General features: G+C 51.9%; 17 protein-coding genes. 9 read left to right on the top strand and 8 right to left on the bottom strand.

Annotated features, from left to right (window positions below; all coding sequences use genetic code 11):
- Position 1 precedes the first annotated feature (1 nt).
- The 4 genes from yfaE to ubiG form a co-directional block, all read right to left on the bottom strand.
- Positions 2 to 256 (bottom strand): ferredoxin-like diferric-tyrosyl radical cofactor maintenance protein YfaE, encoded by a 255-nt coding sequence (gene yfaE / locus ACHHZ7_RS02830; RefSeq protein WP_003027609.1) that lies wholly within the window; start codon positions 254 to 256, stop codon positions 2 to 4.
- Complete coding sequence (nrdB, locus tag ACHHZ7_RS02825; RefSeq protein ID WP_060683511.1) at positions 256 to 1,386, bottom strand: class Ia ribonucleoside-diphosphate reductase subunit beta; 1,131 nt, start codon at positions 1,384 to 1,386, stop codon at positions 256 to 258. The genes yfaE and nrdB overlap by 1 nt, the downstream gene beginning before the upstream one ends.
- A gap of 110 nt (positions 1,387 to 1,496) precedes the next feature.
- Positions 1,497 to 3,782, bottom strand: coding sequence for a class 1a ribonucleoside-diphosphate reductase subunit alpha (gene nrdA / locus ACHHZ7_RS02820; protein WP_003834667.1), 2,286 nt, complete (start codon positions 3,780 to 3,782; stop codon positions 1,497 to 1,499).
- A 419-nt stretch (positions 3,783 to 4,201) separates the two neighbouring features.
- Positions 4,202 to 4,930 (bottom strand): bifunctional 2-polyprenyl-6-hydroxyphenol methylase/3-demethylubiquinol 3-O-methyltransferase UbiG, encoded by a 729-nt coding sequence (gene ubiG, locus ACHHZ7_RS02815; protein ID WP_060683512.1) that lies wholly within the window; start codon positions 4,928 to 4,930, stop codon positions 4,202 to 4,204.
- A 158-nt stretch (positions 4,931 to 5,088) separates the two neighbouring features.
- Between ubiG and gyrA the strand changes: the two genes are divergently transcribed.
- Both gyrA and rcsC read left to right on the top strand, forming a co-directional pair.
- Entirely contained in the window at positions 5,089 to 7,728 is a 2,640-nt protein-coding gene (gene gyrA / locus ACHHZ7_RS02810; RefSeq protein ID WP_057066395.1) for a DNA topoisomerase (ATP-hydrolyzing) subunit A, read from the top strand.
- 121 nt (positions 7,729 to 7,849) lie between these two features.
- Positions 7,850 to 10,696, top strand: a complete 2,847-nt coding sequence (gene rcsC / locus ACHHZ7_RS02805) for a two-component system sensor histidine kinase RcsC (RefSeq protein WP_060683513.1) — start codon at positions 7,850 to 7,852, stop codon at positions 10,694 to 10,696.
- 118 nt (positions 10,697 to 10,814) lie between these two features.
- Here the strand turns inward: rcsC and rcsB are convergent, their stop codons facing one another.
- Both rcsB and rcsD read right to left on the bottom strand, forming a co-directional pair.
- Positions 10,815 to 11,465 (bottom strand): response regulator transcription factor RcsB, encoded by a 651-nt coding sequence (gene rcsB / locus ACHHZ7_RS02800; RefSeq protein ID WP_003027592.1) that lies wholly within the window; start codon positions 11,463 to 11,465, stop codon positions 10,815 to 10,817.
- Between the two features lie 16 nt (positions 11,466 to 11,481).
- The gene (gene rcsD / locus ACHHZ7_RS02795; protein ID WP_060683514.1) at positions 11,482 to 14,151 is read right to left on the bottom strand and encodes a phosphotransferase RcsD; all 2,670 of its coding nucleotides are present in this window, start codon (positions 14,149 to 14,151) and stop codon (positions 11,482 to 11,484) included.
- Between the two features lie 737 nt (positions 14,152 to 14,888).
- On the opposite strand from rcsD, the gene ACHHZ7_RS02790 reads away from it, so the two are divergent.
- The 6 genes from ACHHZ7_RS02790 to mgtE all read left to right on the top strand — a co-directional run bounded on the left by ACHHZ7_RS02790 (position 14,889) and on the right by mgtE (position 22,220).
- Entirely contained in the window at positions 14,889 to 15,998 is a 1,110-nt protein-coding gene (locus ACHHZ7_RS02790) for a porin OmpC (RefSeq protein ID WP_020996678.1), read from the top strand.
- A gap of 114 nt (positions 15,999 to 16,112) precedes the next feature.
- The gene (apbE, locus tag ACHHZ7_RS02785) at positions 16,113 to 17,165 is read left to right on the top strand and encodes an FAD:protein FMN transferase ApbE (RefSeq protein ID WP_008785309.1); all 1,053 of its coding nucleotides are present in this window, start codon (positions 16,113 to 16,115) and stop codon (positions 17,163 to 17,165) included.
- A gap of 79 nt (positions 17,166 to 17,244) precedes the next feature.
- Complete coding sequence (ada, locus tag ACHHZ7_RS02780) at positions 17,245 to 18,309, top strand: bifunctional DNA-binding transcriptional regulator/O6-methylguanine-DNA methyltransferase Ada (protein WP_008785307.1); 1,065 nt, start codon at positions 17,245 to 17,247, stop codon at positions 18,307 to 18,309.
- Entirely contained in the window at positions 18,309 to 18,959 is a 651-nt protein-coding gene (gene alkB, locus ACHHZ7_RS02775; RefSeq protein WP_008785306.1) for a DNA oxidative demethylase AlkB, read from the top strand. Before ada ends, alkB begins: the two co-directional genes overlap by 1 nt.
- A gap of 75 nt (positions 18,960 to 19,034) precedes the next feature.
- Complete coding sequence (locus tag ACHHZ7_RS02770; protein WP_060683515.1) at positions 19,035 to 20,678, top strand: multidrug ABC transporter permease/ATP-binding protein; 1,644 nt, start codon at positions 19,035 to 19,037, stop codon at positions 20,676 to 20,678.
- A 105-nt stretch (positions 20,679 to 20,783) separates the two neighbouring features.
- Positions 20,784 to 22,220 carry a magnesium transporter gene (gene mgtE / locus ACHHZ7_RS02765; protein WP_060683516.1) on the top strand — a complete coding sequence of 479 codons (1,437 nt, stop codon included), beginning with the start codon at positions 20,784 to 20,786 and terminating at the stop codon, positions 22,218 to 22,220.
- Here the strand turns inward: mgtE and ACHHZ7_RS02760 are convergent.
- A complete protein-coding gene (locus ACHHZ7_RS02760; RefSeq protein WP_060683791.1) occupies positions 22,183 to 23,430 on the bottom strand; it encodes a SulP family inorganic anion transporter in 1,248 nt (415 codons plus the stop codon). The two genes, mgtE and ACHHZ7_RS02760, sit on opposite strands and share 38 nt — an antisense overlap.
- A 277-nt stretch (positions 23,431 to 23,707) precedes the next feature.
- On the opposite strand from ACHHZ7_RS02760, the gene mqo reads away from it, so the two are divergent.
- A complete protein-coding gene (gene mqo, locus ACHHZ7_RS02755) occupies positions 23,708 to 25,369 on the top strand; it encodes a malate dehydrogenase (quinone) (protein ID WP_060683517.1) in 1,662 nt (553 codons plus the stop codon).
- A 93-nt stretch (positions 25,370 to 25,462) separates the two neighbouring features.
- Here mqo and eco read toward each other — a convergent pair whose 3' ends face one another.
- Complete coding sequence (eco, locus tag ACHHZ7_RS02750) at positions 25,463 to 25,960, bottom strand: serine protease inhibitor ecotin (RefSeq protein WP_060683792.1); 498 nt, start codon at positions 25,958 to 25,960, stop codon at positions 25,463 to 25,465.
- Between the last annotated feature and the right edge of the window lie 303 nt (positions 25,961 to 26,263).

Below are 26,263 nucleotides of genomic sequence, written 5' to 3'. Positions count from 1 at the left end.
ACTACAACTCTATTTCAATATCGCCTTTTGCCCGGCAACAGCACGGCAATATTTCACCGGGCTGAATGAAGGCCAGCGGTTCTGCAATCCAGTCAACCTGTCCCGCCACCAGGCGGGTACGGCAGGAGCCGCAGTAGCCTTCACGACACTGATATTCGACTTCAACATCGTGCGACTCGAGCGCGGCAAGCAGGGAAGGGTGTTCATCCTGGCACAGCAACTGCGTGCCAGAGATGCGCAGAGTCACGCGGCCCATCAGAGCTGGAAGTTACTCAGATCGTCAGTATCGACTTCGGCATCGATCTGGCCGACCAGATAAGAGCTGACTTCCACTTCCTGCGGCGCAACCTGGACGTTGTCAGACACCAGCCAGGTATTGATCCAAGGGATCGGGTTAGAACGTGTCTGGAATGGCAGATCGAGTCCAACAGCCTGCATACGGATGTTGGTGATGTACTCAACGTACTGGCACAGAATGTCTTTGTTCAGGCCAATCATTGAGCCATCACGGAACAGATAGTCCGCCCACTCTTTTTCCTGCAGCGCGGCCTGTACGAACAGGTCGTAGCACTCTTGTTTGCACTCTTCGGCAATTTCCGCCATCTCCGGATCGTCCACGCCGCTGCGCAGCAGGTTCAGCATATGCTGAGTACCGGTCAGGTGCAGGGCTTCGTCGCGGGCGATCAGACGAATAATTTTCGCGTTGCCTTCCATCAGTTCACGTTCGGCGAAGGCGAAAGAGCAGGCGAAGCTGACATAAAAGCGGATCGCTTCCAGCGCGTTCACGCTCATCAGGCACAGATACAGCTTCTTCTTCAGCTCACGCAGGTTTACGACAACCGTTTTACCATTAACGGTATGCTTACCTTCGCCCAGCAAATGCCAGTAGCTGGTCATCTCGATCAATTCGTCGTAGTAGCTGGAGATGCCTTCTGCGCGTTTCTGGATTTGCTCGTTGGTGACGATATCGTCAAACACCACCGCCGGATCGTTAACAATATTACGGATGATGTGGGTGTAAGAGCGGGAGTGGATCGTTTCAGAAAACGCCCACGTTTCCACCCAGGTTTCCAGTTCAGGGATCGAGATTAACGGCAGCAGCGCGACGTTAGGACTACGTCCCTGAATGGAGTCCAGCAGCGTCTGATACTTCAGGTTGCTGATGAAGATATGTTTTTCATGTTCCGGCAATGCCTGGAAGTCGATACGATCGCGAGAAACATCGACTTCTTCCGGACGCCAGAAGAAAGAGAGCTGCTTTTCGATCAGTTTTTCAAAGATGTCATATTTTTGCTGATCGTAGCGGGCGACGTTCACCGGCTGGCCGAAGAACATCGGTTCCAGAAGCTGATCATTTTTCGTCTGTGAAAAAGTGGTGTATGCCATTGATGTGAATCCTGTCTGGAATGTACTGCCGGATGCGCTTTGCTTATCCGGCCTACAATACCGCGAATTAATTTGTAGGCCGGGTAAGCGTTACGCCACCCGGCAAAAGATTAAATCTTACATGCGCCGCTTTCGCAGCCATCGTCCTGAATGGACGGTACCAGATCGTCCTGAGAGTCTTCCGCACCGTCACGGGTGTTCTGATAATACAGCGTTTTGACACCAAATTTGTAGGCGGTGAGCAGGTCTTTCAGCAACTGCTGCATCGGTACTTTTCCGGACGGGAAGCGCGACGGATCGTAGTTGGTGTTGGCGGAAATCGACTGATCGATAAATTTCTGCATGATGCCTACCAACTGCAGATAGCCGTCGTTGTTTGGCATTTCCCACAGCAGTTCGTATGCGTCGTGCAGGTGTTCGTAGTCCGGCACGACCTGACGCAGAATCCCATCTTTCGATGCTTTGATGCTCACGTAACCGCGTGGCGGTTCAATACCGTTGGTGGCGTTGGAGATCTGTGAAGAGGTCTCGGACGGCATAAGGGCTGACAGCGTGGAGTTACGCAGGCCGTGAGTCTTGATAGATTCACGCAGCTGTTCCCAGTCCATATGCAGCGGTTCGTTAGCGATAGCATCAAGATCTTTTTTATAGGTATCAATCGGCAGAATACCTTTCGCATAGGTGGTTTCGTTAAACCATGGGCATGCGCCTTGCTCTTTTGCCAGCTCGTTAGAAGCCTTCAGCAGGTAATATTGAATCGCTTCAAAGGTTTTGTGAGTCAGGTTATTGGCGCTGCCGTCAGAGTAGCGTTTACCGTTTTTCGCCAGCCAGTAAGCGTAGTTGATCACGCCAATACCCAGCGTACGACGACCCATCGCACCGCGTTTGGCGGCCGGAATCGGATAATCCTGGTAATCGAGCAGCGCATCCAGCGCACGTACCGCCAGTACGGCCAGCTCTTCCAGTTCGTCCAGACTTTCGATAGCGCCCAGGTTAAATGCGGACAGCGTACACAGTGCAATTTCGCCGTTTTCATCGTTAACGTCGGTCAGCGGTTTGGTTGGCAGGGCGATTTCCAGGCACAGGTTGGACTGGCGTACCGGCGCGACAACCGGATCAAACGGGCTATGGGTGTTGCAGTGGTCAACGTTCTGAATGTAGATACGACCGGTCGAGGCACGTTCCTGCATCATCAGTGAGAACAGCTCAACCGCTTTCACGCGCTGTTTGCGGATGCTGTCGTCGTTTTCATATTGGGTGTACAGACGCTCGAACTCATCCTGATCGGCGAAGAACGCGTCATACAGACCCGGGACGTCGGACGGGCTAAACAGGGTGATGTCGCCGCCTTTCAGCAGACGGGTGTACATCAGCTTGTTGATCTGTACGCCATAGTCCATGTGACGAACGCGGTTGCCTTCGACGCCACGGTTGTTTTTCAGGACCAGCAGGCTTTCAACTTCCAGGTGCCACATTGGGTAGAACAGCGTGGCTGCACCACCGCGTACGCCACCCTGAGAGCAGGATTTCACCGCAGTCTGGAAATGCTTGTAGAACGGAATACAGCCGGTGTGGAACGCTTCACCGCCGCGAATCGGGCTACCCAGCGCACGGATGCGACCAGCGTTAATGCCGATACCGGCACGCTGAGAAACGTATTTCACAATTGCGCTGGAGGTTGCGTTGATGGAGTCCAGGCTGTCGCCGCACTCGATTAGTACGCAGGAGCTGAACTGACGCGTAGGGGTACGCACGCCGGACATAATTGGCGTCGGCAGCGAGATTTTGAACGTAGAAACGGCGTCGTAGAAACGTTTTACATATTGCAGACGTGTTTCACGCGGATAGTTAGAGAACAGGCAAGCCGCTACCAGAATGTAGAGGAACTGTGCGCTTTCATAGATCTCACCGGTAACACGGTTTTGCACCAGATATTTACCTTCCAACTGCTTCACCGCAGCGTAGGAGAAGGTCATATCACGGTCGTGTACGATGAACGAGTCCATCTGCTTGAACTCTTCTTCCGTGTAGTCTTCCAGCAGATGATTGTCGTATTTGCCCATTTCAACCATTTTCACGACATGGTCGAACAGCTTTGGCGGTTCAAACTCACCGTACGCTTTTTTACGCAGATGGAAAATCGCCAGACGGGCAGCCAGATATTGATAATCCGGCGCTTCGCGGGAGATCAGGTCGGCGGCTGCTTTGATGATTGTTTCATGGATGTCGGAGGTCTTGATTCCGTCATAAAACTGAATGTGGGAGCGCAGCTCGACCTGAGAAATCGATACGTTATTCAGTCCTTCTGCCGCCCAATCCAGAACTCGGTGGATTTTGTCGAGATTGATGCGCTCTGTACTACCATCACGCTTTGTCACCAGCAGACTCTGATTCATGTGGTTTTTTACCTGTCCGTGAAAGAAAAAATATCCCCCATATTATCCACAGAGTCATGTTGTGACTAAGTCTGTGGATAAATACTATATGTAGGGGTTGTTTGATAAAATAGACGCTATATGGTGAGTATTCTAGTAGGGATTCTTTTCAGCACAAGAGTTGATTTTGAGGTTAAATTGAGGTTGCAAAAGGGTGATAATCGCTAAGTGCGCGTCTTATAAGGCCTGGCGGGGATGTCAATAATTGAGAAAAAAAATAGAAAATTTGATCGAGTGCTGATTTCTTCATCTAAGGCAAGGAAAGTTCTTATGATCTGGCACAGGATTTGTAGGCCTGATAAGCGAAACGTCATCAGGCATGGTTCCAGTAGGCATGCCGGATGGCGGCGTTGCACGCTTTATCCGGCCTACAGGAGCGGTTAATCAACCTTGGCGGTGGTATGTACCATATAGTTCACATCAACGCCCGGGCCAAGTTTGAAGGTGTTGGTGATGGGGTTGTAATGCAGGCCGGTCATATGGCGCTCTTTCAGTACGGTCTGGTCAACCCAATCTAATAATTCAGCAGGCTTAATAAACTTTTTCACATCGTGCGTGCCTTTCGGCACCATGCGCAGAATATATTCCGCTCCGACCACCGCCATCAGCCAGGATTTGCCGTTGCGGTTAAGCGTGGAGAAAAATACTTCACCACCCGGTTTGACCAACCTGGCGCAAGCTCTGACCACTGACTGTGGGTCTGGCACGTGCTCCAGCATTTCCATGCAGGTGACAACGTCATACTGATGTGCATGCTTTTCCGCATGCTCTTCGACGGTTTCTTGTACGTACTCTACCTGGATACCGCTTTCCAGTGCATGCAGTTTTGCTACCTGCAGCGGTTCAAAACCCATGTCCAGTCCGGTGACGGTAGCACCTTCGCGCGCCATGCTCTCTGCCAGAATACCGCCGCCGCATCCGACGTCGAGTACCTTTTTATCAAACAGGCCGCCTGAGCGCTCAGTAATATAGCCCAGACGCAGTGGGTTAATGCGGTGCAGCGGCTTAAATTCACCCTCAAGATCCCACCAGCGTGACGCGACTGCTTCAAACTTGGCAATTTCTTCATGGTCAACGTTGTGAGCTACCGGAGGTTTTTCGGCATTCATTGGGGCTTCTACTCCTAAATTTGCGATGCAAATGAGTATATCAGCCTGACGGGATGAATAAAGCCACTGTCAGGGGGAATCCATTTACCTGAATCTGCACGGATGTGTTATAATTTGCGACCTTTGAATCCGGGATACAGTAGAGGGATAGCGGTTAGATGAGCGACCTTGCGAGAGAAATTACACCGGTCAACATTGAGGAAGAGCTGAAGAGCTCCTATCTGGATTATGCGATGTCGGTCATTGTTGGCCGTGCGCTGCCGGACGTCCGAGATGGCCTGAAACCGGTTCACCGTCGCGTACTTTACGCCATGAACGTATTGGGCAACGACTGGAATAAAGCCTATAAAAAATCTGCCCGTGTCGTTGGTGACGTAATCGGTAAATACCACCCTCATGGTGATATCGCCGTTTACGACACCATTGTTCGTATGGCGCAGCCATTCTCCTTGCGCTACATGCTGGTAGATGGTCAGGGTAACTTTGGTTCTGTCGATGGCGACTCCGCAGCGGCGATGCGTTATACGGAAATCCGTATGTCGAAAATCGCCCATGAGCTGATGGCTGACCTGGAAAAAGAAACGGTTGATTTCGTCGACAACTATGACGGCACTGAACAAATTCCTGACGTCATGCCGACCAAAATTCCTAACCTGCTGGTGAACGGTTCGTCCGGTATCGCGGTAGGTATGGCGACCAACATTCCGCCGCACAACCTGACCGAAGTGATCAACGGCTGTCTGGCATATATTGACGATGAAGACATCAGCATTGAAGGGCTGATGGAACATATTCCGGGTCCGGACTTCCCGACTGCCGCGATCATCAACGGTCGTCGTGGTATCGAAGAAGCCTACCGTACCGGTCGTGGCAAAGTGTACATTCGCGCACGCGCGGAAGTCGAAGCGGATGCCAAAACGGGCCGCGAAACCATCATCGTTCACGAAATTCCGTATCAGGTAAACAAAGCGCGCCTGATTGAGAAAATCGCCGAGCTGGTAAAAGACAAACGCGTTGAAGGCATCAGCGCGCTGCGTGACGAGTCTGACAAAGACGGTATGCGTATCGTGATTGAAGTGAAACGTGATGCGGTCGGGGAAGTGGTTCTGAACAACCTCTATTCCCAGACCCAACTGCAGGTTTCCTTCGGTATCAACATGGTTGCATTGCACCATGGCCAGCCGAAGATCATGAACCTGAAAGATATTATTGCCGCGTTCGTACGTCACCGCCGTGAAGTCGTAACCCGTCGTACTATCTTTGAACTGCGTAAAGCCCGCGACCGTGCGCACATCCTTGAAGCGCTGGCGATTGCGCTGGCGAACATCGATCCGATCATCGAACTGATCCGCCGCGCGCCGACCCCGGCTGAAGCGAAAGCTGCGCTGGTTGCGCGTTCGTGGGAACTGGGCAACGTTTCCGCCATGCTGGAACGTGCCGGTGATGACGCCGCGCGTCCTGAATGGCTGGAGCCGGAATTTGGCGTGCGTGACGGTCAGTACTATCTGACTGAACAGCAGGCCCAGGCGATTCTGGATCTGCGTTTGCAGAAACTGACCGGCCTTGAGCACGAAAAACTGCTCGACGAATACAAAGAGCTGCTGGAACAGATCGCTGAACTGCTGCACATTCTGGGCAGCGCCGATCGTCTGATGGAAGTTATCCGTGAAGAGATGGAGCTGATTCGTGAACAGTTCGGTGACGCTCGTCGTACCGAAATCACCGCGAACAGCGCTGACATCAACATCGAAGATCTGATTAGCCAGGAAGATGTTGTCGTAACCTTGTCTCATCAGGGCTACGTGAAATATCAGCCGTTAACCGATTACGAAGCGCAGCGTCGTGGCGGTAAAGGTAAATCAGCAGCGCGCATTAAAGAAGAAGACTTTATTGACCGCCTGCTGGTGGCCAACACCCATGACACGATCCTCTGCTTCTCCAGCCGTGGTCGTTTGTACTGGATGAAGGTCTATCAGTTGCCGGAAGCAAGCCGTGGCGCACGCGGACGTCCAATCGTCAACCTGCTGCCGCTGGAAGCTAACGAACGTATTACCGCAATTCTGCCAGTACGTGAGTACGAAGAGGGCGTGAACGTCTTCATGGCAACCGCCAGCGGTACCGTGAAGAAAACGGCGCTGACCGAGTTCAGCCGTCCACGTTCTGCCGGTATTATTGCGGTTAACCTGAACGAAGGCGACGAACTGATTGGTGTAGATCTGACATCCGGCAGTGACGAAGTCATGTTGTTCTCTGCGGCAGGTAAAGTGGTGCGCTTTAAAGAAGATGCTGTCCGTGCAATGGGTCGTACCGCGACAGGTGTACGCGGTATCAAGCTGGCGGAAAAAGATAGCGTGGTATCGCTGATCGTTCCGCGCGGTGAAGGTGCGATCCTGACCGTTACTCAGAACGGTTACGGTAAACGTACGGCGGCGGAAGAGTATCCGACCAAGTCTCGTGCGACCCAGGGCGTTATCTCCATCAAGGTTACCGAGCGCAACGGTTCCGTTGTTGGCGCAGTGCAGGTTGAAGATACCGACCAGATCATGATGATCACCGACGCAGGTACGCTGGTACGTACTCGCGTGTCGGAAATCAGCGTGGTAGGGCGTAATACCCAGGGTGTGATCCTTATCCGTACTGCGGAAGACGAAAACGTCGTGGGTCTGCAACGCGTTGCTGAACCGGTTGATGATGAAGAGCTCGATTCCATCGACGGAAGCGCAGCTGAAGGTGACGAGGATATCGCACCTGAAGCGGAAAGCGATGATGATGCAGCAGCGGATGACGCTGACGAGTAATTAAGACGCTATAAAAAGGGCCGGAGAAATCCGGCCCTTTTTTTAATGGCATTGCGACAAAAGACATTTACCGCTACCTTAACCACACTCTATTAATGCCCTGAGGCGGAGCTTCGCCCCTTTGAAATACCTTGCTTCCGTTCATTCAACCCTAAAAGTTTCACGCTACCTGTTCAGAGCGTTGGCGCTCGTTATCTGGTGTCTGATTGCGTTCACCTCCGTGTTCTACATTGTGAATGCGCTGCACCAGCGAGAGTCTGAGATCCATCAGGAACTTAATCTCAGCTCCGATCAGGCCCAGCGCTACATTCAGCGCACATCTGATGTCATTAAAGAGCTGAAATATATTGCCGAGAATCGCTTAACGGCAGAAAACGGTGTGATGTCGCTGCGGGCGCGAGATGATAAAACCGTCGTGCCTAATTTTGAGCCGCTGTTTGCCGACTCCGACTGTTCTGTAATGGGCAACGCCTGGCGAGGTTCTCTGGAATCACTGGCATGGTTTATGCGCTACTGGCGCGACAACTTTTCCGCCGCCTATGATTTAAATCGAGTGTTCCTGATTGGCAGCGACAACCTCTGTATGGCCAATTTCGGCTTGCGTGATATGCCTGTCGAACGTGACGAGGCCCTGAAGGCGTTGCATGAGCGCATTATTAAGTATCGCAATGCTACGCAAGATGAAAACGGCAACAACTTGTTCTGGATCAGCCAGGGGCCGCGTCCGGGAGTAGGGTATTTCTATGCGCTGACGCCGGTTTACCTCGCCAATCGCCTCCAGGCGCTGTTGGGCGTAGAGCAGCCTATTCGCATGGAGAATTTCTTCACGCCGGGCAGCTTACCGATGGGTGTGACCATCCTCGACGAAAATGGGCATGCGCTAATTTCTCTCACTGGCCCTGAAGGGAATATTAAGGCTGAGCCCCACTGGATGCAGGAACGCTCCTGGTTTGGCTACACGCCGGGTTTCCGCGAGCTGGTGTTGAAGAAGAATCTGCCTCCGTCCTCCCTGAGCATCGTGTACTCCGTTCCGGTCGATCTGGTGCTGGAGCGGATCCGCATGATGATCCTGAACGCTATCTTGTTGAACGTGCTGGTTGGCGCGGCATTGTTTATGCTCACGCGCATGTATGAACGGCGCATTTTTATTCCAGCGGAAAGCGATGCTCAGCGGCTGGAAGAACATGAGCAGTTTAACCGTAAAATCGTAGCTTCTGCGCCGGTGGGTATTTGTATTCTGCGCACGATGGATGGGATTAACATCCTGAGTAACGAACTGGCGCACACCTATCTGAATATGCTGACGCATGAAGACCGTCAGCGGTTAACGCAAATTATTTGCGGCCAACAGGTCAATTTTGTTGATGTGCTAACCAGCAACAATACCAATCTGCAAATCAGCTTTGTGCACTCGCGCTATCGCAATGAAAATGTGGCAATTTGTGTCCTGGTTGATGTCAGTGCGCGCGTTAAAATGGAAGAGTCGTTGCAGGAGATGGCGCAGGCGGCGGAACAGGCCAGCCAGTCCAAATCGATGTTCCTTGCTACGGTGAGCCATGAGCTACGTACACCGTTGTATGGCATTATCGGAAACCTTGATTTGTTGCAAACCAAAGAGTTACCGAGTGGGGTGGATCGTCTGGTAACGGCGATGAATAACTCTTCCAGCCTGCTGCTGAAAATTATCAGCGATATTCTCGACTTCTCAAAAATTGAATCTGAACAGCTGAAGATTGAGCCGCGAGAGTTTTCACCGCGTGAAGTCATGAACCATATTACGGCTAACTATTTGCCGCTGGTGGTCCGCAAGCAGTTGGGGTTGTACTGCTTTATCGACCCGGATGTGCCCGTGGCGCTGAATGGCGATCCGATGCGTTTACAACAGGTGATTTCTAATCTGCTGAGTAACGCAATCAAGTTTACCGATACCGGTTGTATTGTGCTGCACGTGCAGTGCAGCGGTGACTACCTGAGCATTCGAGTGCGTGATACCGGTGTAGGGATCCCTGCCAAAGAGGTGGTTCGGTTGTTCGATCCTTTCTTCCAGGTGGGGACTGGCGTACAGCGTAATTTCCAGGGAACGGGACTCGGTTTGGCGATTTGTGAAAAACTGATCAGCATGATGGATGGGGATATTTCCGTCGATTCCGAGCCGGGAATGGGGAGTCAGTTTACGCTGCGTATTCCGCTTTATGGCGCACAGTATCCGTTGAAAAAGGGTGTAGAAGGATTGGCTGGCACGCGTTGCTGGCTGGCAGTACGCAATGCGTCACTGTACCAATTTCTCGAATCCAGCCTGACGCGTAACGGGATGACGGTGCTGCGATATGAGGGACAACAGCCCGATGCGGATGACCTGCTGGTGGCTGACGATGTGCTGGAACAGGCGTGGCAGGGGCGGGCAGCGGTAATTTTCTGCCGCCGCCATATTGGCATTCCGCTGGAAAGAGAGCCTGGAGAATGGGTACACAGCGTTGCGTCACCGCACGAACTGCCTGCGCTGTTGGCGCATATCTATAGCGTAGAGCTGGGGAGTGAAGATCTCTCCACGGCGTTGCCAGCCCCGGATAAAGCCGGTGCGACGAACGATGACATGATGATCCTGGTTGTTGACGATCACCCTATCAACCGGCGCTTACTGGCCGATCAGCTGGGATCGTTGGGATATCAGTGTAAAACGGCGAATGACGGTGTGGATGCGCTCAATGTACTCAGCAAAAACCATATCGATATCGTGCTGAGTGACGTCAACATGCCAAATATGGATGGTTATCGCCTGACGCAGCGTATCCGCCAGCTAGGGTTAACGCTGCCTGTTGTGGGGGTAACGGCAAACGCGCTGGCCGAAGAGAAGCAGCGTTGTCTGGAATCAGGTATGGATAGCTGTCTGTCCAAGCCGGTGACCTTAGACGTATTGAAGCAAACGCTGGCGGTCTATGCGGAAAGAGTGAGAAAAACGCGGGGATAGGGAATAAAAGAGCCGGATGGCGGCGTTAGTCTTATCCGGCCTACGAAACGTGCACGATGCTGTGTGTTCGTAGGCCTGATAAACGCAGCGCCATCAGGCATTTTGACGTGATAAAGAATTACTCTTTGTCTGACGGACTCAGCGTCACGGAGGAGAGGTAATTCAGCAGTGCGATATCGTTTTCCACACCGAGCTTCATCATTGCCGATTTTTTCTGGCTGCTGATGGTTTTAATGCTGCGGTTGAGCTTTTTAGCGATTTCAGTAACCAGGAAACCTTCGGCAAACAAGCGCAGAACTTCACTCTCTTTCGGTGACAGACGTTTGTCGCCATAGCCGCTAGCGCTGATTTTCTCCAGCAGACGAGACACGCTTTCCGGGGTAAATTTCTTACCTTTCTGCAGCGCGGCCAGCGCTTTTGGCAGGTCGGTAGGCGCACCTTGCTTCAGTACGATCCCTTCAATATCGAGATCCAGTACCGCGCTCAGGATAGCCGGATTGTTGTTCATGGTCAGAACGATAATCGACAGGCTCGGGAAATGGCGCTTGATGTATTTAATTAACGTGATCCCATCACCGTATTTATCTCCCGGCATGGAGAGGTCGGTAATCAACACATGAGCATCTAACTTAGGCAAATTGTTGATCAGTGCTGTGGAGTCTTCAAATTCGCCGACAACATTTACCCACTCGATCTGTTCAAGTGATTTACGAATACCGAACAGTACAATCGGGTGGTCATCGGCAATAATTACGTTCATAGTGTTCATGTATTGGGCTACCTTGCTACAGCAAGCTCTTGACGTAAACGTCAATGTCGCTGATGTATTTTTCTATACCTGGAGCATCTTTCTCTTGAATAAGATGTTCCAGCGCTTCACATAACTGCTTGCCGGGTACCAGATTAAGCATGGCAAACACGCCTTTCAGGCGATGGGCCGTTTGGGCTAACGCAGCGAAATCGCTGATAGCCGCCTCAGTATACAACCTCTTAACATCATCCGGTACTGTGTCTACAAAGAGAGCGTAGTAACCACTGGCATGAAGTTCGGCGTTTTCATCTCCGCCGAGGGGGAGTTCCTGGAACTCTTCTTGTGCCAGTTGCTCTTCAATCAGCTCAAGGACAGCTTCCTGCATAGCATTGCTCATATTAAAGTTGACGCGCAGCTGACCGGGGCCAATTTTCCGTACGCCAGACTCATCATCGCTTAAAAGTAAGCCCGAGGCAGTAAGATTAGACGGATTATCTGTTAAAAAGAGATCATATTCTTGACTATTCAACCGTTCATCAGGCGTGATGCAGGTTGCCCCCCAGTTTTCCAACTGACGTAATACAATGCTACGTACGTCATTTGAGGTCACATCAACCATTACGCAGACGTCATCTAACAGGCGCTCTTCACTATCAGCATGTTGATCGTGCAGCGGCATTTTAACATGGACTATATAACGTGTTCCAAGCTCTTCCCGCGCTTTGATATTCAGGTGTCCGCCAAGCTTACGGGCTAACTGATCGCACAACCAGAACGTCAGCGGGTTGGCCTTGCCGTATCGATCGCCCTGCGTGTCATTAATGAATGGGAAATGGAGATTATCAACTTCATTTAATGTGACGCCTTCCCCGGTATCCAGAATGCGGAAGGTCAGGCGTTCGGCCTCTGACTCATCCTGGTCGACTTCCAGCGTGATTTTACCAATCTGCGTGGTGGTTACCGCATATTGGATCAACAGCAGCAAAATACGGCGCAAGGCATCGCGATCGCCACGGCGTTCATCATGGGCGCTTAGGTGATTTTTAATCAGTAGCTGCAGCCCTTTACGCTTAATGGCCGGCAGAACCTCCGGAACCACGTCGTCAATTAATGCCTGCACGGAAAACAGTGTAGATTCACCTTTCCAGGCATCGTTCTCCAGCAGGTTGGCTAGCTGGATTTCGTCCACCATGCGCACCAGAACGTCGGCCTGATTGGCCAGTTTCTGGCTGTCTGGAGTATTGAGCGCGGCGGCATTAGCAGCGAGCGTTTTCGCGGGGTCTTTCAGCGCGCTGCCAATATTCTGCATAAAGGCCGCGCGGGCCTGCTGGTTTTTCTCATACAGCCGCTGCGCTTGTTTCAGCTTCTTATTGACCAGCACCTCGCGGTCCTGGTCACGAATGATAAAGATCTGCGTTCTCGGGGAGATCTGGCTGCGAAACAGTCTGATTTCATACAGTTCATTATTGATGGTGGCCTGAATCACTCCCTGATGCTGCTCTGCCATATTGGTGATGTTTTGCAGATTTAAATGCGGCAGCAGGTGGTCGGCAATTTTATTGCTGATTACCGTGCGGTTTGCTTCCTGATCGTGTACCAGTAATCCCAGCGGCAGAAGGGAAACAATCTCTTCATTGATTGCGCGCAGAACACGCAGCTCATTATTTGCCGCAAGGTTTGGCGCCACTTCAGTCGAACGGGCAGGGAGGTGGCGAAAGGTGGTATAACCAAACAGCGCCAGGGCCAGCAATGCGATGTTCAATAACAGCGGCAGCAGAATGTTTTGCAGCGTATCCAGCAGCAAGGAGCCAAATGGAACTTGCCATACCAGTCGCATATCCGTTGAATTCAGCGCTGAAGAGATTTCAATCTTGCCATTGTTGAAGCTGATACTGACGCTGTCTGGTGACTCTTTTTCAGTAACATGCTCGGTTGTTGAGGTGGCATCAGGTTCCAGATGGAAACCGTCCAACGGCATCCCGGGAGGGATCAGGTCATTAATGGGGAGGTCAAAGGCGACAACGGTGGCCAAATGCCCTGGCTGATTAAAGGTCGTGCGTAGCGTGAAGTAATGTCCGTTCTGCCAGACCTGGCGGCGCAAAGAAGAGAAGCTTTCACGCTCATCCAGCGCATTAGCCTGTTGCAGCATTTCAGCGCGTCGGGAATCGACAATATTCCCAATCGTCGATTCTTTAAAACCGGAGGTAAGATCTTTCAGTGGTAACGTCGAGATGAGGATCAGGCTGTTATCCTGACCATTCAGGTAATACATTGACCACGGGACATTCTCCGCGCCCCACAGCGTATCCAGATACGTTGAAATGCGCTGGGTCATTTCCAGTGTAGAACTGTCATGCGAGCCGAAAATCAGCGCTTCAGTCTTTCTGCGGGGTTTCTCAAGATAATAGATATCTTGTTTCAGACGCGTTTCCTGTAGCCCATCTGCGCCTGGCGAACTGGTTGTAGCGGCAATATTGTCATAGATTTGCCAGGTCACGTATCGCCAGGTATCGACCCTTTTATGAATGGCATGGGTAATATCGACAATCTGATAACTCTTATCCTTTAGCCAGGTGTTGACGGCGCTCTGGACCATAACACCCATCATCACCAACAGCACAACGATCAGTAATAAGAAGAAACGGGTAATACTTCCTGGTAACAGGGAGAATCGGGTGGAAACCGTTGTGTCAGACTGACTCATTCGTGTTTATGACCTGTTAAACGACGCGAAAGATGAAAGGGCAGTATAAAGGGTAATGTATGAATTACCACACTTACACCACGCCGCCTGGCCTCCATTCTTTGCGCCTGATTTTGTTGCAGCCATTACGATGCAAAGGTGTACAGAAGATAAAGGCGGGTACAAATATTCGTACGGAATGTATACATTTAGCATTAAATAACAAGAAATTATTTATCAAACTTATATCTGATCGTGACGCCCGAGATAGTTAATAGTCGTTATAGTTTTGCATCGGTAGCACGGAAAGGTAAGTTTTGTGTAAAGAAGGGTAAAAAAAAACCGAACGCAGAGCATTCGGCTGAAATAGGGGTAAACAGACATTCATAAATGAATGACGGTAATAAATAAAGTTAATGATGATAGCGGGTCTATTTTAGTTGCGAGTGAAGATTTTGTTTTGTCATTCAGTGCTATAAGGTGCTTTTGTGTAATACGTTGATTTTAAAGGTGATTAAAATGATTCTTGATTATTTGTGCTTATTTTGCCTGTTTTTTGATTTTAAAAAAGTTCCCTCATATTAATATTTTGAAACATCTATACCGACAAATGAAACACCTTAAAAGTTTTAGTATCATATTCGTGTTGGATTATTCTGTGTTTTTGCGGAGAATGAAGTTGCCGACTGGTTAATGACCTTAATCAGTATGCAGTGGCATAAAAAAGCAATAAAGGCATATAACAGAGGGTTAATAACATGAAAGTTAAAGTACTGTCCCTCCTGGTACCAGCACTGCTGGTAGCAGGCGCAGCGAATGCGGCTGAAATTTATAACAAAGACGGCAACAAATTAGATCTGTACGGTAAAGTCGACGGTCTGCACTATTTCTCTGATGACTCTTCTAAAGATGGTGATCAGACCTATATGCGTATCGGCTTCAAAGGCGAAACTCAGGTTAACGACCAACTGACCGGTTACGGCCAGTGGGAATACCAGATTCAGGGTAACGCGCCTGAGTCTGAGAACAACTCCTGGACTCGTGTGGCGTTTGCGGGTCTGAAATTCGCTGACGTAGGCTCTTTCGACTACGGTCGTAACTACGGCGTAGTTTACGACGTAACGTCCTGGACCGACGTTCTGCCAGAATTCGGTGGCGACACCTACGGTTCTGACAACTTCATGCAGCAGCGTGGTAACGGCTTCGCGACCTACCGTAACACCGACTTCTTCGGTCTGGTTGATGGCCTGAACTTTGCCCTGCAGTACCAGGGTAAAAACGGTAGCCCGGAAGGCGAAGGTATGACTGGTGTGACCGGCAACGGTCGTGATGCACTGCGTCAGAATGGCGACGGCGTTGGTGGATCAATCACTTATGATATCGGTGAAGGCTTCGCGCTGGGTACTGCAGTCACCAGTTCTAAACGTACTGACGAGCAGAACAAGCTGAACTTCGGTACCGGCGACCGTGCTGAAACCTACACTGGTGGTCTGAAATACGACGCGAACAACGTGTACCTGGCAGCACAGTACACCCAGACCTACAACGCAACGCGTGCAGGCTCTCTGGGCTGGGCTAACAAAGCACAGAACTTTGAAGCTGTTGCACAGTACCAGTTCGACTTCGGTCTGCGTCCGTCCGTGGCTTACCTGCAGTCCAAAGGCAAAGACCTGAACAATGGCCTCACCAACTACGGCGACCAGGATATCCTGAAATATGTTGATGTTGGCGCGACCTACTACTTCAACAAAAACATGTCCACCTATGTTGATTACAAAATCAACCTGCTGGATGACAACCAGTTCACTCGTGATGCTGGCATCAGCACCGATGACATCGTAGCACTGGGTCTGGTTTACCAGTTCTAATCTACATTATGTCTATAAAAGGCCCTGCGGGGCCTTTTTTAATGTCGTTTTTTCGCCGTACAAACAACGATTTTTGGTGTACTCTTGCGCCCGTTCGCATGAGGATAATTACGTATGGAAATGAATTTTTATCGCGCAGCACTGATGGCTGTGACGATCTTTTTTGTCGGGTGCGATGAGGCCCCGAAACCTGCTCAGACCACAATTCCTGCCACGGTTCTGAAAGGTAAAACGATGGGTACTTTCTGGCGGGTCAGTGTGGTAGGCGTAGATGACAAACGCGCCAGGGAACTGCAGGCCAAGATCCAGACTCAGCTTGATGCCGATGATCAACTGCTCTCCACCTATAAAAACGATTCTGCGTTAATGCGCTTTAACCTGTCGAAAAGCCTGTCGCCGTGGCCGGTTAACGACGCCATGGCGGATATCGTGACTTCGGCGCTACGCATTGGTGCAATAACCGATGGGGCCATGGATATCACCGTGGGGCCGTTAGTCAACCTGTGGGGCTTTGGCCCGGATCAGCAGCCGTTGCATATTCCCACCCAAGCGCAAATTGACGCTGCAAAAGCGCAAACCGGGCTTTCTCATCTGAAAGTTGTGAATGAAGCGCATCAGAACTACCTGCAAAAAGACTTGCCGGATCTGTATGTTGATCTCTCGACCGTTGGTGAAGGGTACGCCGCCGATCATCTGGCTCGATTGATGGAGCAAGAGGGGATCTCCCGTTATCTGGTTTCCGTTGGTGGTGCGCTGAACAGCAGGGGAATGAATGCTGAAGGGCATCCGTGGCGAGTGGCAATCCAGAAACCCACCGATCGTGAAAACGCGGTGCAGGCGATTGTCGACATTAACGGGCACGGCATTAGCACCTCCGGCAGCTACCGGAACTATTATGAGCTGGACGGTAAGCGCCTTTCCCATGTTATCGATCCACAAACCGGTCGCCCGATCGAACATAATCTGGTGTCCGTAACGGTGATTTCGCCAACGGCTCTGGAAGCCGATGGCTGGGATACAGGATTGATGGTGCTTGGCCCGGAAAAGGCCAAAGAAGTCGTGCGTCGTGAAGGGCTGGCGGTCTATATGATTGTGAAAGAGGGTGAGGGGTTTAAAACCTGGATGTCGCCGCAGTTTAATAGCTTTCTGGTCAGCGAAAAAAATTAAAAAGCAAGATTGCGGGTTTTTATGCCCGACGATGGGGACACACTGAGGCTAAGCGCTATGCTTAACAAAGGAGTCCGAAATGAAAAATCGTTTACGCATCACTGACGATGACCGTTGGCAGTCCGTTGTGGATCGCGACGTTGACGCCGACGGTCAGTTTGTTTTTGCCGTCCAGACCACCGGTATTTTCTGCCGTCCGTCCTGTCGGGCAAAACATGCGCTGCGCAAAAATGTCCGTTTTTTCGCCGATGCTCAGCAGGCGCAGGCTGCCGGGTTTCGCCCCTGTAAGCGCTGCCAGCCGGATAAAGACAGCGCGCAACAGCATCGGCTGGAGAAAATAGCCCGCGCTTGTCAGTTGTTGGAGCAAGAGTCACCTCTTACGCTGGACGAGCTGGCACAGCAGGTGGCGATGAGCCCGTATCACTTGCATCGTCTGTTTAAAGCCACGACGGGCATGACCCCGAAAGTGTGGCAACAATCATGGCGTGCTCGCCGTCTGCGTGATGCCCTGGCGAAAGGTGTTCCGGTTACACAGGCGATTCTCAATGCCGGATTCCCCGACAGCAGCAGCTACTATCGCAAAGCCGATCAAGCATTAGGCATGACGGCAAAGCAATTTCGTAAAGGTGGCGACAACGTTTCTGTACGCTATACCCTCGCAGATTGCGCTCTGGGTCGCTGTCTGGTGGCGGAAAGCGAGCGGGGTATCTGCGCGATCTTGCTTGGCGATGATGACGCTACGTTGGTTGCGGATCTTCATGCGCTGTTTCCCGCCGCGCAGGATGTTCCTGCAGATGCCAATTTTCAGCAGCGCGTGCGCGAAGTGATCGTTGCGATCAACTCGCGTGACGCGTCGCTATCGCTACCCCTGGATATTCGGGGAACAGTCTTTCAGCAGCAGGTGTGGCAGGCGCTGCGCACAATTCCGTGCGGTGAAACAGTGAGCTACCAACAGCTGGCCAGCGCCATCGGCAAACCGAAGGCGGTGCGCGCGGTGGCCAGTGCCTGTGGGGCCAACAAACTGGCGATTGTTATCCCGTGTCACCGGGTGATCCGTGGCGATGGCGCACTTTCGGGCTACCGATGGGGTATTGCGCGCAAAGCGCAGTTACTGCAACGGGAAGCTACTGGCGAGGAAACATAATGCTCGATCTCTTTGCGGATGCGAAACCCTGGCAGGAGCCGCTGGCGTCAGGTGCGGTTATTCTCCGACGTTTCGCTTTTGACTCTGCGCCCACTTTACTTCAGGCGATAGCGGCTGTCGCCAGACAGTCGCCGTTTCGCCAGATGGTGACGCCCGGCGGCTATACAATGTCGGTGGCGATGACCAACTGCGGTCATCTGGGCTGGACGACGGATCAGCATGGCTATCTTTATTCTCCGTTTGATCCACTCACCGGCACGCACTGGCCGCCGCTGCCGGATGCGTTCGCTGATCTGTGCCAACAGGCGGCGACGGCGGCGGGCTATGCTGATTTTCAACCCGATGCCTGCCTGATTAACCGCTACACGCCAGGGGCAAAACTGTCCTTACATCAGGATAAAGACGAGCCCGACCTGCGGGCGCCGATTGTCTCTGTGTCGCTGGGGCTACCGGCCATCTTTCAATTTGGCGGCTTGCGCCGTAATGACCCTTTAAAGCGTTTACTGCTGGAACACGGCGATGTCGTGGTATGGGGCGGTAATTCGCGGCTGTTTTATCATGGGATCCAGCCGCTTAAGACGGGGTATCATCCGTTGACCGGAGACTGTCGTTACAATCTGACTTTTCGCCAGGCTGGTAAAAAAGAATAAAAATAAGAATTATTATTGCTGTCAGCGAAGAGATGTTTAAACTGCGGGCTGTTATTACTTGTCCGGGTTGTGTGCATGGAACTTTTACTTCTTGTCTGGCGGCAGTATCGCTGGCCATTTATCAGCGTGATGGCGCTCAGCCTCGCCAGCGCCGCGTTGGGGATTGGGCTGATTGCGTTTATCAACCAGCGCTTGATCGAAACGGTCGACACCACGCTGATGGTGCTACCGGAGTTTCTTGGCCTGCTGCTGTTGTTGATGGTTGTCACCCTCGGTTCTCAGCTGGCGTTGACCACGCTGGGTCACCACTTTGTCTACCGCCTGCGTAGCGAATTTATCAAACGAATTCTGGATACTCACGTCGAGCGTATTGAACAGCTTGGCAGCGCCTCGTTGCTGGCCGGTTTAACCAGTGATATCCGCAACATCACCATCGCCTTTGTTCGTCTGCCTGAGCTGGTGCAGGGGATTATCCTGACCATAGGATCGGCGGCGTATCTGGCGATGCTGTCGACCAAAATGCTACTGGTAACGGCAGTCTGGATGGCAATCACCATCTGGGGCGGATTTGTGCTGGTGGCGCGGGTGTATAAACACATGGCCACCTTGCGCGAAACTGAAGACAAGTTGTACAACGATTATCAGACGGTGCTGGAAGGGCGCAAAGAGCTGACGCTTAACCGCGAGCGCGCCGAGCATATCTTTAATCAGATGTACGTCCCGGATGCCAAAGAGTATCGCCACCATATTATCCGTGCCGATACCTTCCACCTGAGCGCGGTTAACTGGTCGAACATTATGATGCTGGGTGCCATTGGCCTGGTGTTCTGGATGGCTAACAGTCTGGGATGGGCTGATACCGCCGTGGCAGCGACCTATTCTCTGACGCTGTTATTCCTGCGAACACCGTTGCTCTCTGCCGTTGGCGCGCTGCCGACGCTGCTTACCGCGCAGGTGGCGTTCAACAAGCTGAATAAATTCGCACTGGCACCTTTTAAGGCCGAATTCCCACGCCCAACCGCGTTTCCCAACTGGCAAACGCTGGAGCTGCGCAACGTGGTTTTCCACTATCAGGATAATGCGTTTTCCGTAGGGCCGGTGAATCTGACGATTCATCGCGGTGAACTGATCTTTCTGATTGGCGGTAACGGTAGCGGAAAATCTACGCTGGCGATGTTACTGACCGGTCTATACCAGCCGCAGTCAGGCGAAATATTGCTTGATGGTAAGGCCGTTGCCGTTGAAAAACCGGAAGACTACCGCAAGCTATTCTCCGCCGTGTTTACCGACGTCTGGCTGTTCGACAAACTGCTGGGGCCGGAAGGTAAAGAGGCTAATCCGCAACTGGTCGCGAAGTGGGTGGAACATCTGAAGATGGGTCATAAGCTGGAGCTGAGCGATGGTCGTATCCTCAATCTGAAGCTGTCGAAAGGGCAGAAGAAACGCGTGGCGCTGCTGCTGGCCCTGGCGGAGGAGCGCGACATCATTCTGCTGGATGAGTGGGCTGCCGATCAGGATCCCCATTTCCGCCGGGAGTTCTATCAGGTGTTATTGCCTTTGATGCAGGAAATGGGGAAAACCATTTTCGCTATCAGCCACGACGATCATTATTTTATTCACGCCGACCGTCTGCTGGAAATGCGCAACGGACAGTTGAGTGAACTGTTGGGCGATGAACGTGACGCAGCCTCGCGCGACGCGGTGGCTCGCACAGCCTGATCCTTCGTGCCGCCGGTTTTTTAGCCACCCGGCGGCACTGTTTATTGTTATTTACATAAATCGGCATCATGATTAATGATATTTCATATCATGGATTTATGATTAATGTCTGTAATAAACAAAAACAGCGCCAGACTGCGTGATGAAGAGCGTGCGCGCCTCATCTGGCTGCTGACCACTGATAAAGCCATTATTTCAACGCTGTTGGGCAAGCTTACCCTGGCTGAGCAATATGACGTCGGTACGTTAGCCGACGATATTGCTGAGGTAGGGGCGCTGGTGGCCCACCTGCCACCGCCTGACCTCGCCGATACCCTCGAAGCTTTGCCCTCTGAAGAGCGCCACGCTCTGTGGCGACTGGTCGAAAATGAAAAGCGCGGTAACGTCTTGCTTGAGGCGTCTGAAAACGTCTGGGACGACCTGATCGATGAGATGAGCGACCGCGAGCTGCTGGATGCGCTGCAATATCTCGATATCGATGAACAGATTTACCTGGTGCAGCATTTGCCTCGTAACCTTACCGGTCGTCTGCTGGCGACGTTACCGGCAGAGGAGAGAACGCGCGTCCGCCAGGTGCTGCACTACGAGAAAAATAGCGTCGGCGCGATCATGGAGTTCGAGGTCATCACTGTGCGTCCGGACGTGACGCTGGAAGTGGTGCAACGCTATCTGCGGCGGCTGGGGAAAATGCCGGAGAACACCGATAAACTTTTCGTGACCGATCGCAATAAAGTGCTGGTTGGCGAACTGACGCTAACCTGCATTTTACTCAATGATGTGCAGCGAAAAGTCAGCGAGGTGATGGAAGATGACCCGCTCACCTTTTCTCCTGAAGATATCGCCGAAAACGCTGCGCGTACCTTCGAACGCGACAACCTGGTCAGCGCCGCGGTGGTTGACCCTTCCGGTAAACTGATGGGCCGTTTAACCATCGATGAGATTGTCGACGTTGTCTATGAAGAAACCGACACCGATCTGCGTCGAATGGGGGGCTTAAGCGCCGAAGAGGACGTGTTTTCGCCTGTTACCAAAGCGGTAAAAACCCGCTGGGCGTGGTTGGCCGTTAACCTCTGTACCGCCTTTATCGCCTCGCGGGTGATCGACGGTTTTGAACATACGATTTCGCAACTGGTGGCGCTGGCCTCGTTGATGCCGATTGTGGCGGGTATCGGCGGCAATACCGGGAATCAAACTATCACTATGATCGTCCGCGCGCTGGCGCTGCAAAATATTCAGCCGGGGAACCTGACGTTTCTCATCCTGCGCGAGATGGGCGTGGCGCTAATCAACGGCCTCGTGTGGGGCGGGATTATGGGGGGCATTACCTGGTGGCTGTACGATGATATGGCGCTCGGTGGTGTGATGACTCTGGCGATGATGCTCAATCTGCTGATGGCGGCGTTGATGGGGGTTATCATTCCGATGACGATGGTGAAGCTCGGGCGCGACCCGGCGGTCGGCTCGAGCGTCATGATAACCGCTATCACTGATACTGGTGGTTTCTTTATTTTTCTCGGTCTGGCAACGCTGTTTCTGATGTAGTCGCCCGTTTGCGTCTGACGATACGCGGTAGAATAAGCATCGTCATCACCCCGGCAACCACGCCAATCGCCAGGTTGCCGGTAGAAACCGTGGCAGCGACGGTCACCAGCATCACCAGCGTTTCAGTGACGGGCAGTTTCGTCAGCGTGGCGGGCTGGATGCTGTGCCAACTGAAGGTTTTTACCGCCACAATCACCATAATTCCTGCCAGCACCGACATGGGTATTTCTGCCATCACTTCGCTTAACCCTGTGACTAACAGGAGTAATACCAGTCCGGCGGCAACCGTCGAGACGCGGCTGCGTCCTTTGCCCATCTCGACGTTAACGATGGTTTGACCAATCATCGCGCACCCGGCGATGCCGCCATAAAATCCGGCCAGAATATTGGCTATCCCCAGCCCGGCACTCTCGCGATTTTTATTCGACGGCGTCACCGTCAGGTCATCCACCAGACGGGCGGTTAACAGCGACTCCATCAAACCAACAAAAGCAATACTCAGCGCGCAGGGCCAGATAATCGCCAGCGTTTGCAGGTTGAGCGGAACCAACAACTGGGTGAAACCCGGCAGGCCGCCGCTCATTGAACCTTCATCACCGACGGTCGGTAACAGTTGCCCGCTGGTGACAGTGAACACGGTTAGCAGCACGATGGCGATAAGCGGTGCGGGAATTGCTTTAATAAACCGCGGAACCCACAGCACAATCAGCAGCGTCAGGACAAACAGCCCCCAGATGAGCGGGCTTTTGCCCCAGAAATGCGGGACCTGGGCAAAGAAAATCAATATACCCAGCGCGTTAACAAAGCCAGTCATCACGGCCGTAGGGATGAATCGCATCAGACGTGCCATTCCCAATACACCAAACAGGATCTGAATCATCCCGGCCAGCACCACTGCAGGCAGGATGTATTGCACGCCGTGTTGATGCACCATCGGACCAATCACCAGCGCGACAGATCCTGCAGCGGCGGTAACCATTGCGGGACGACCGCCTAAAAAAGACATCGCCAGGCACAGTACGACAGAGGCGATCAAACTGACTTTAGGATCAACGCCTGCGATCACGGAAAACGAGATTACTTCCGGGATCAGCGCCAGGGCGGTTACCACACCGGCCAGCGTTTCGCGCACCAGCAGACGGGGTTGGCGGAGCACGGCGCGGGTCGTGTGTTCCGAGACTGTGGCAGAGGAATGTTGAGTTGCAGACATAGTTACACTCAGGTCAAAAATGGCCTGATACAGCAGACCGACAGGCATCCGTGCAGTGAATAGCAAAGCGCAGCATAGTACCCGTCTGACGGACTGGTTTCCAGAAATGATTGTCAATAACCGTATAAACTATCAACGTATTAATAACATTTTTAAAAATAAAATATAATTTATAAACAATATTTAATTATTTTTACTTAAGTGTTACCGTTGGTGCCGCTCGATTTTCACCTGCATTAAAAGCAAAAAGCGATACTAAAAGTAAGGCATTAACATTATGAAAAAAGTGACTGCCATGCTCTTCACCATGGCCGTTGGGCTGAATGTTGTCTCGATGGCGGCAAAAGCGAAAGCGGCGGAAGAGCAGGAAACGGATGTACTGTTGATTGGCGGCGGCATCATGAGCGCCACGCTGGGAACCTATTTACAGGAGCTGGAGCCGCAATGGTCAATGACCATGGTTGAGCGACTGGATGGTGTAGCACAGGAAAGCTCAAACGGCTGGAATAACGCCGGAACCGGCCACTCCGCACTGATGGAGCTGAACTACACGCCTAAAAAGGCCGACGGTAGCATCAGCATTGAAAAGGCAGTCGAAATTAACGAAGCCTTCCAGATTTCCCGCCAGTTTTGGGCCTATCAGGTCAATAATGGCGTAATGCATGAACCACGCTCGTTTATCACCACCGTTCCGCACATGAGTTTTGTCTGGGGTGACGAGAACGTGAACTTCCTTCGTGCCCGTTACACCGCACTGCAGCAGAGCACGCTGTTCCGTGGTATGCGCTATTCAGAAGACCACGCGCAGATCAAAGAGTGGGCGCCGCTGGTCATGGAAGGTCGCGATCTGCAGCAGAAAGTCGCGGCAACGCGTACCGAGATTGGTACTGACGTGAATTACGGCGAAATCACCCGCCAACTGATTACCTCATTGCAGAAAAAGCCCAACTTTGCGCTGCAGTTGAGCACCGAAGTGCGTGGCTTTAAGCGTAATGCCGATAATAGCTGGACTGTCACAGTCGCCGATCTGAAAAATAACGAAGCGGAACACGATATCAAGGCGAAGTTTGTCTTTATCGGTGCCGGTGGCGCTGCGCTGAAGCTGTTGCAGGAAACCGACATTCCGGAAGCGAAAGGCTATGCCGGATTCCCGGTGGGCGGGCAGTTCCTGGTTGCGGAAAACCCGGATGTGGTCAATCGCCACCTGGCGAAAGTGTACGGTCAGGCCTCCGTTGGCGCGCCGCCGATGTCTGTACCGCATATCGACACCCGTATCCTTGATGGCAAGCGCGTTGTGCTGTTTGGGCCATTCGCGACATTCTCCACCAAGTTCCTGAAGAATGGTTCATTGTGGGATCTGCTCAGCTCGACCACCACCTCAAACTTTATGCCGATGGTCAACGTGGGTCTGGATAACTTCGATCTGGTGAAATATCTGGTGAGCCAGGTGATGCTCAGCGACGACGACCGTTTTGCTGCGCTGCAAGAGTACTATCCACAGGCGAAAAAAGAAGACTGGCGTTTATGGCAGGCGGGCCAGCGTGTGCAGATCATCAAAAGCGATGCGGAGAAGGGCGGCGTGTTGCGTCTGGGTACTGAGGTCGTCAGCGATAAAGAAGGCACGATTGCTGCGCTGCTGGGAGCTTCTCCGGGCGCATCAACCGCGGCACCGATCATGCTGCATCTGATGGAAAAAGTGTTTAAAGATAAAGTAGCCAGCCCCGAGTGGCAGGCGAAGCTGAAAACCATTATTCCGTCTTATGGCACTAAGCTGAACGGTAACGTTGAGGCTACGGAACAAGAGCTGCAGTACACCAGTGAGGTTCTGGGTCTGAAATATGACAAGCCGCAGGTTGCTGATGAAGCGCCGAAACCACAGCTGAAACCTCAGGCACAACCGCAGCCTGAACAGAAAGCCGTCGCGGATATCGCGCTGTAAAATAAAATGCCGGATGGCGCTGTGCTTATCCGGCATTGTTTATGCGTCTGTAGGCCGGATAAGGCGGTACGCCGCCATCCGGCACATTCTCACTTAGCGCGTGACTGCGTCCTGAATTTTGTCTTCCGCTTTCCAGATACGGTATTTAACGTCCACGTTTTCCGGGGTGTAGACCACAATCGGCAGCTTGCTGTTGTAACGCAGCATGCCGTCATCACCCAGATGCGCAGTAATGAATTTCTTCTCTTTCTTACCGTCCGGGCAGGCCATCATGGTTGAAACCGGAGACGTAACTTTGTCAAAGACATAGTAGTCATATCCCCAACCTTCCAGCGTTTTGCTGTCCAGTTCTCCGCCCAGGCGGTGTTGGTTACAGTCAACCTCCAGCGTTTGTCCGATCAGCAGTTCTACTTTCAGAGTAGATTCATCTTTCTCAGGGGTAAGCTGGATAACCTGGCGCTTCATACCCTTTTCCGCATTGGGATAAGGGGCGACTTTTTCCAGCGGCTGAGCGGCGGTTTCGTTACTGGCAGCCCATGCAGAGGTGCTGGCAAAGGCGGCGAAAAGTACGGCAGGGACAATTGTCTTCATCTTATTGTTCACAGTGTTTCCTTTCTTCTGTCTTATGAACGAGTCTGTAGCAGGTTAACATATTTGGATAATCTATTAATCTGGATTTACTTATATTTAAAGTGTATTAGGAAGAGTTTTGTTGCTATGGTAGCGATATATACTAGGAATTATCCTAATATTAAGATCTTTATCTTTTTGAATAATTCGTTATATACATAGTTATATAACTCATTGAAATGTGAGCAAAAGCGCATTTTTTCCCGCCAACTCAACACTCCTTTGATCCGGCAACAGCATTTACCCCAATTGGGGTATGCACCT

This window comes from Citrobacter freundii complex sp. 2024EL-00216, from assembly GCF_043945515.1.
Classification (GTDB): Bacteria; Pseudomonadota; Gammaproteobacteria; order Enterobacterales; family Enterobacteriaceae; genus Citrobacter; species Citrobacter portucalensis.
Note: the sequence above shows the minus strand (reverse complement) of the source record. Positions and strands in the feature narration are given on the sequence as shown.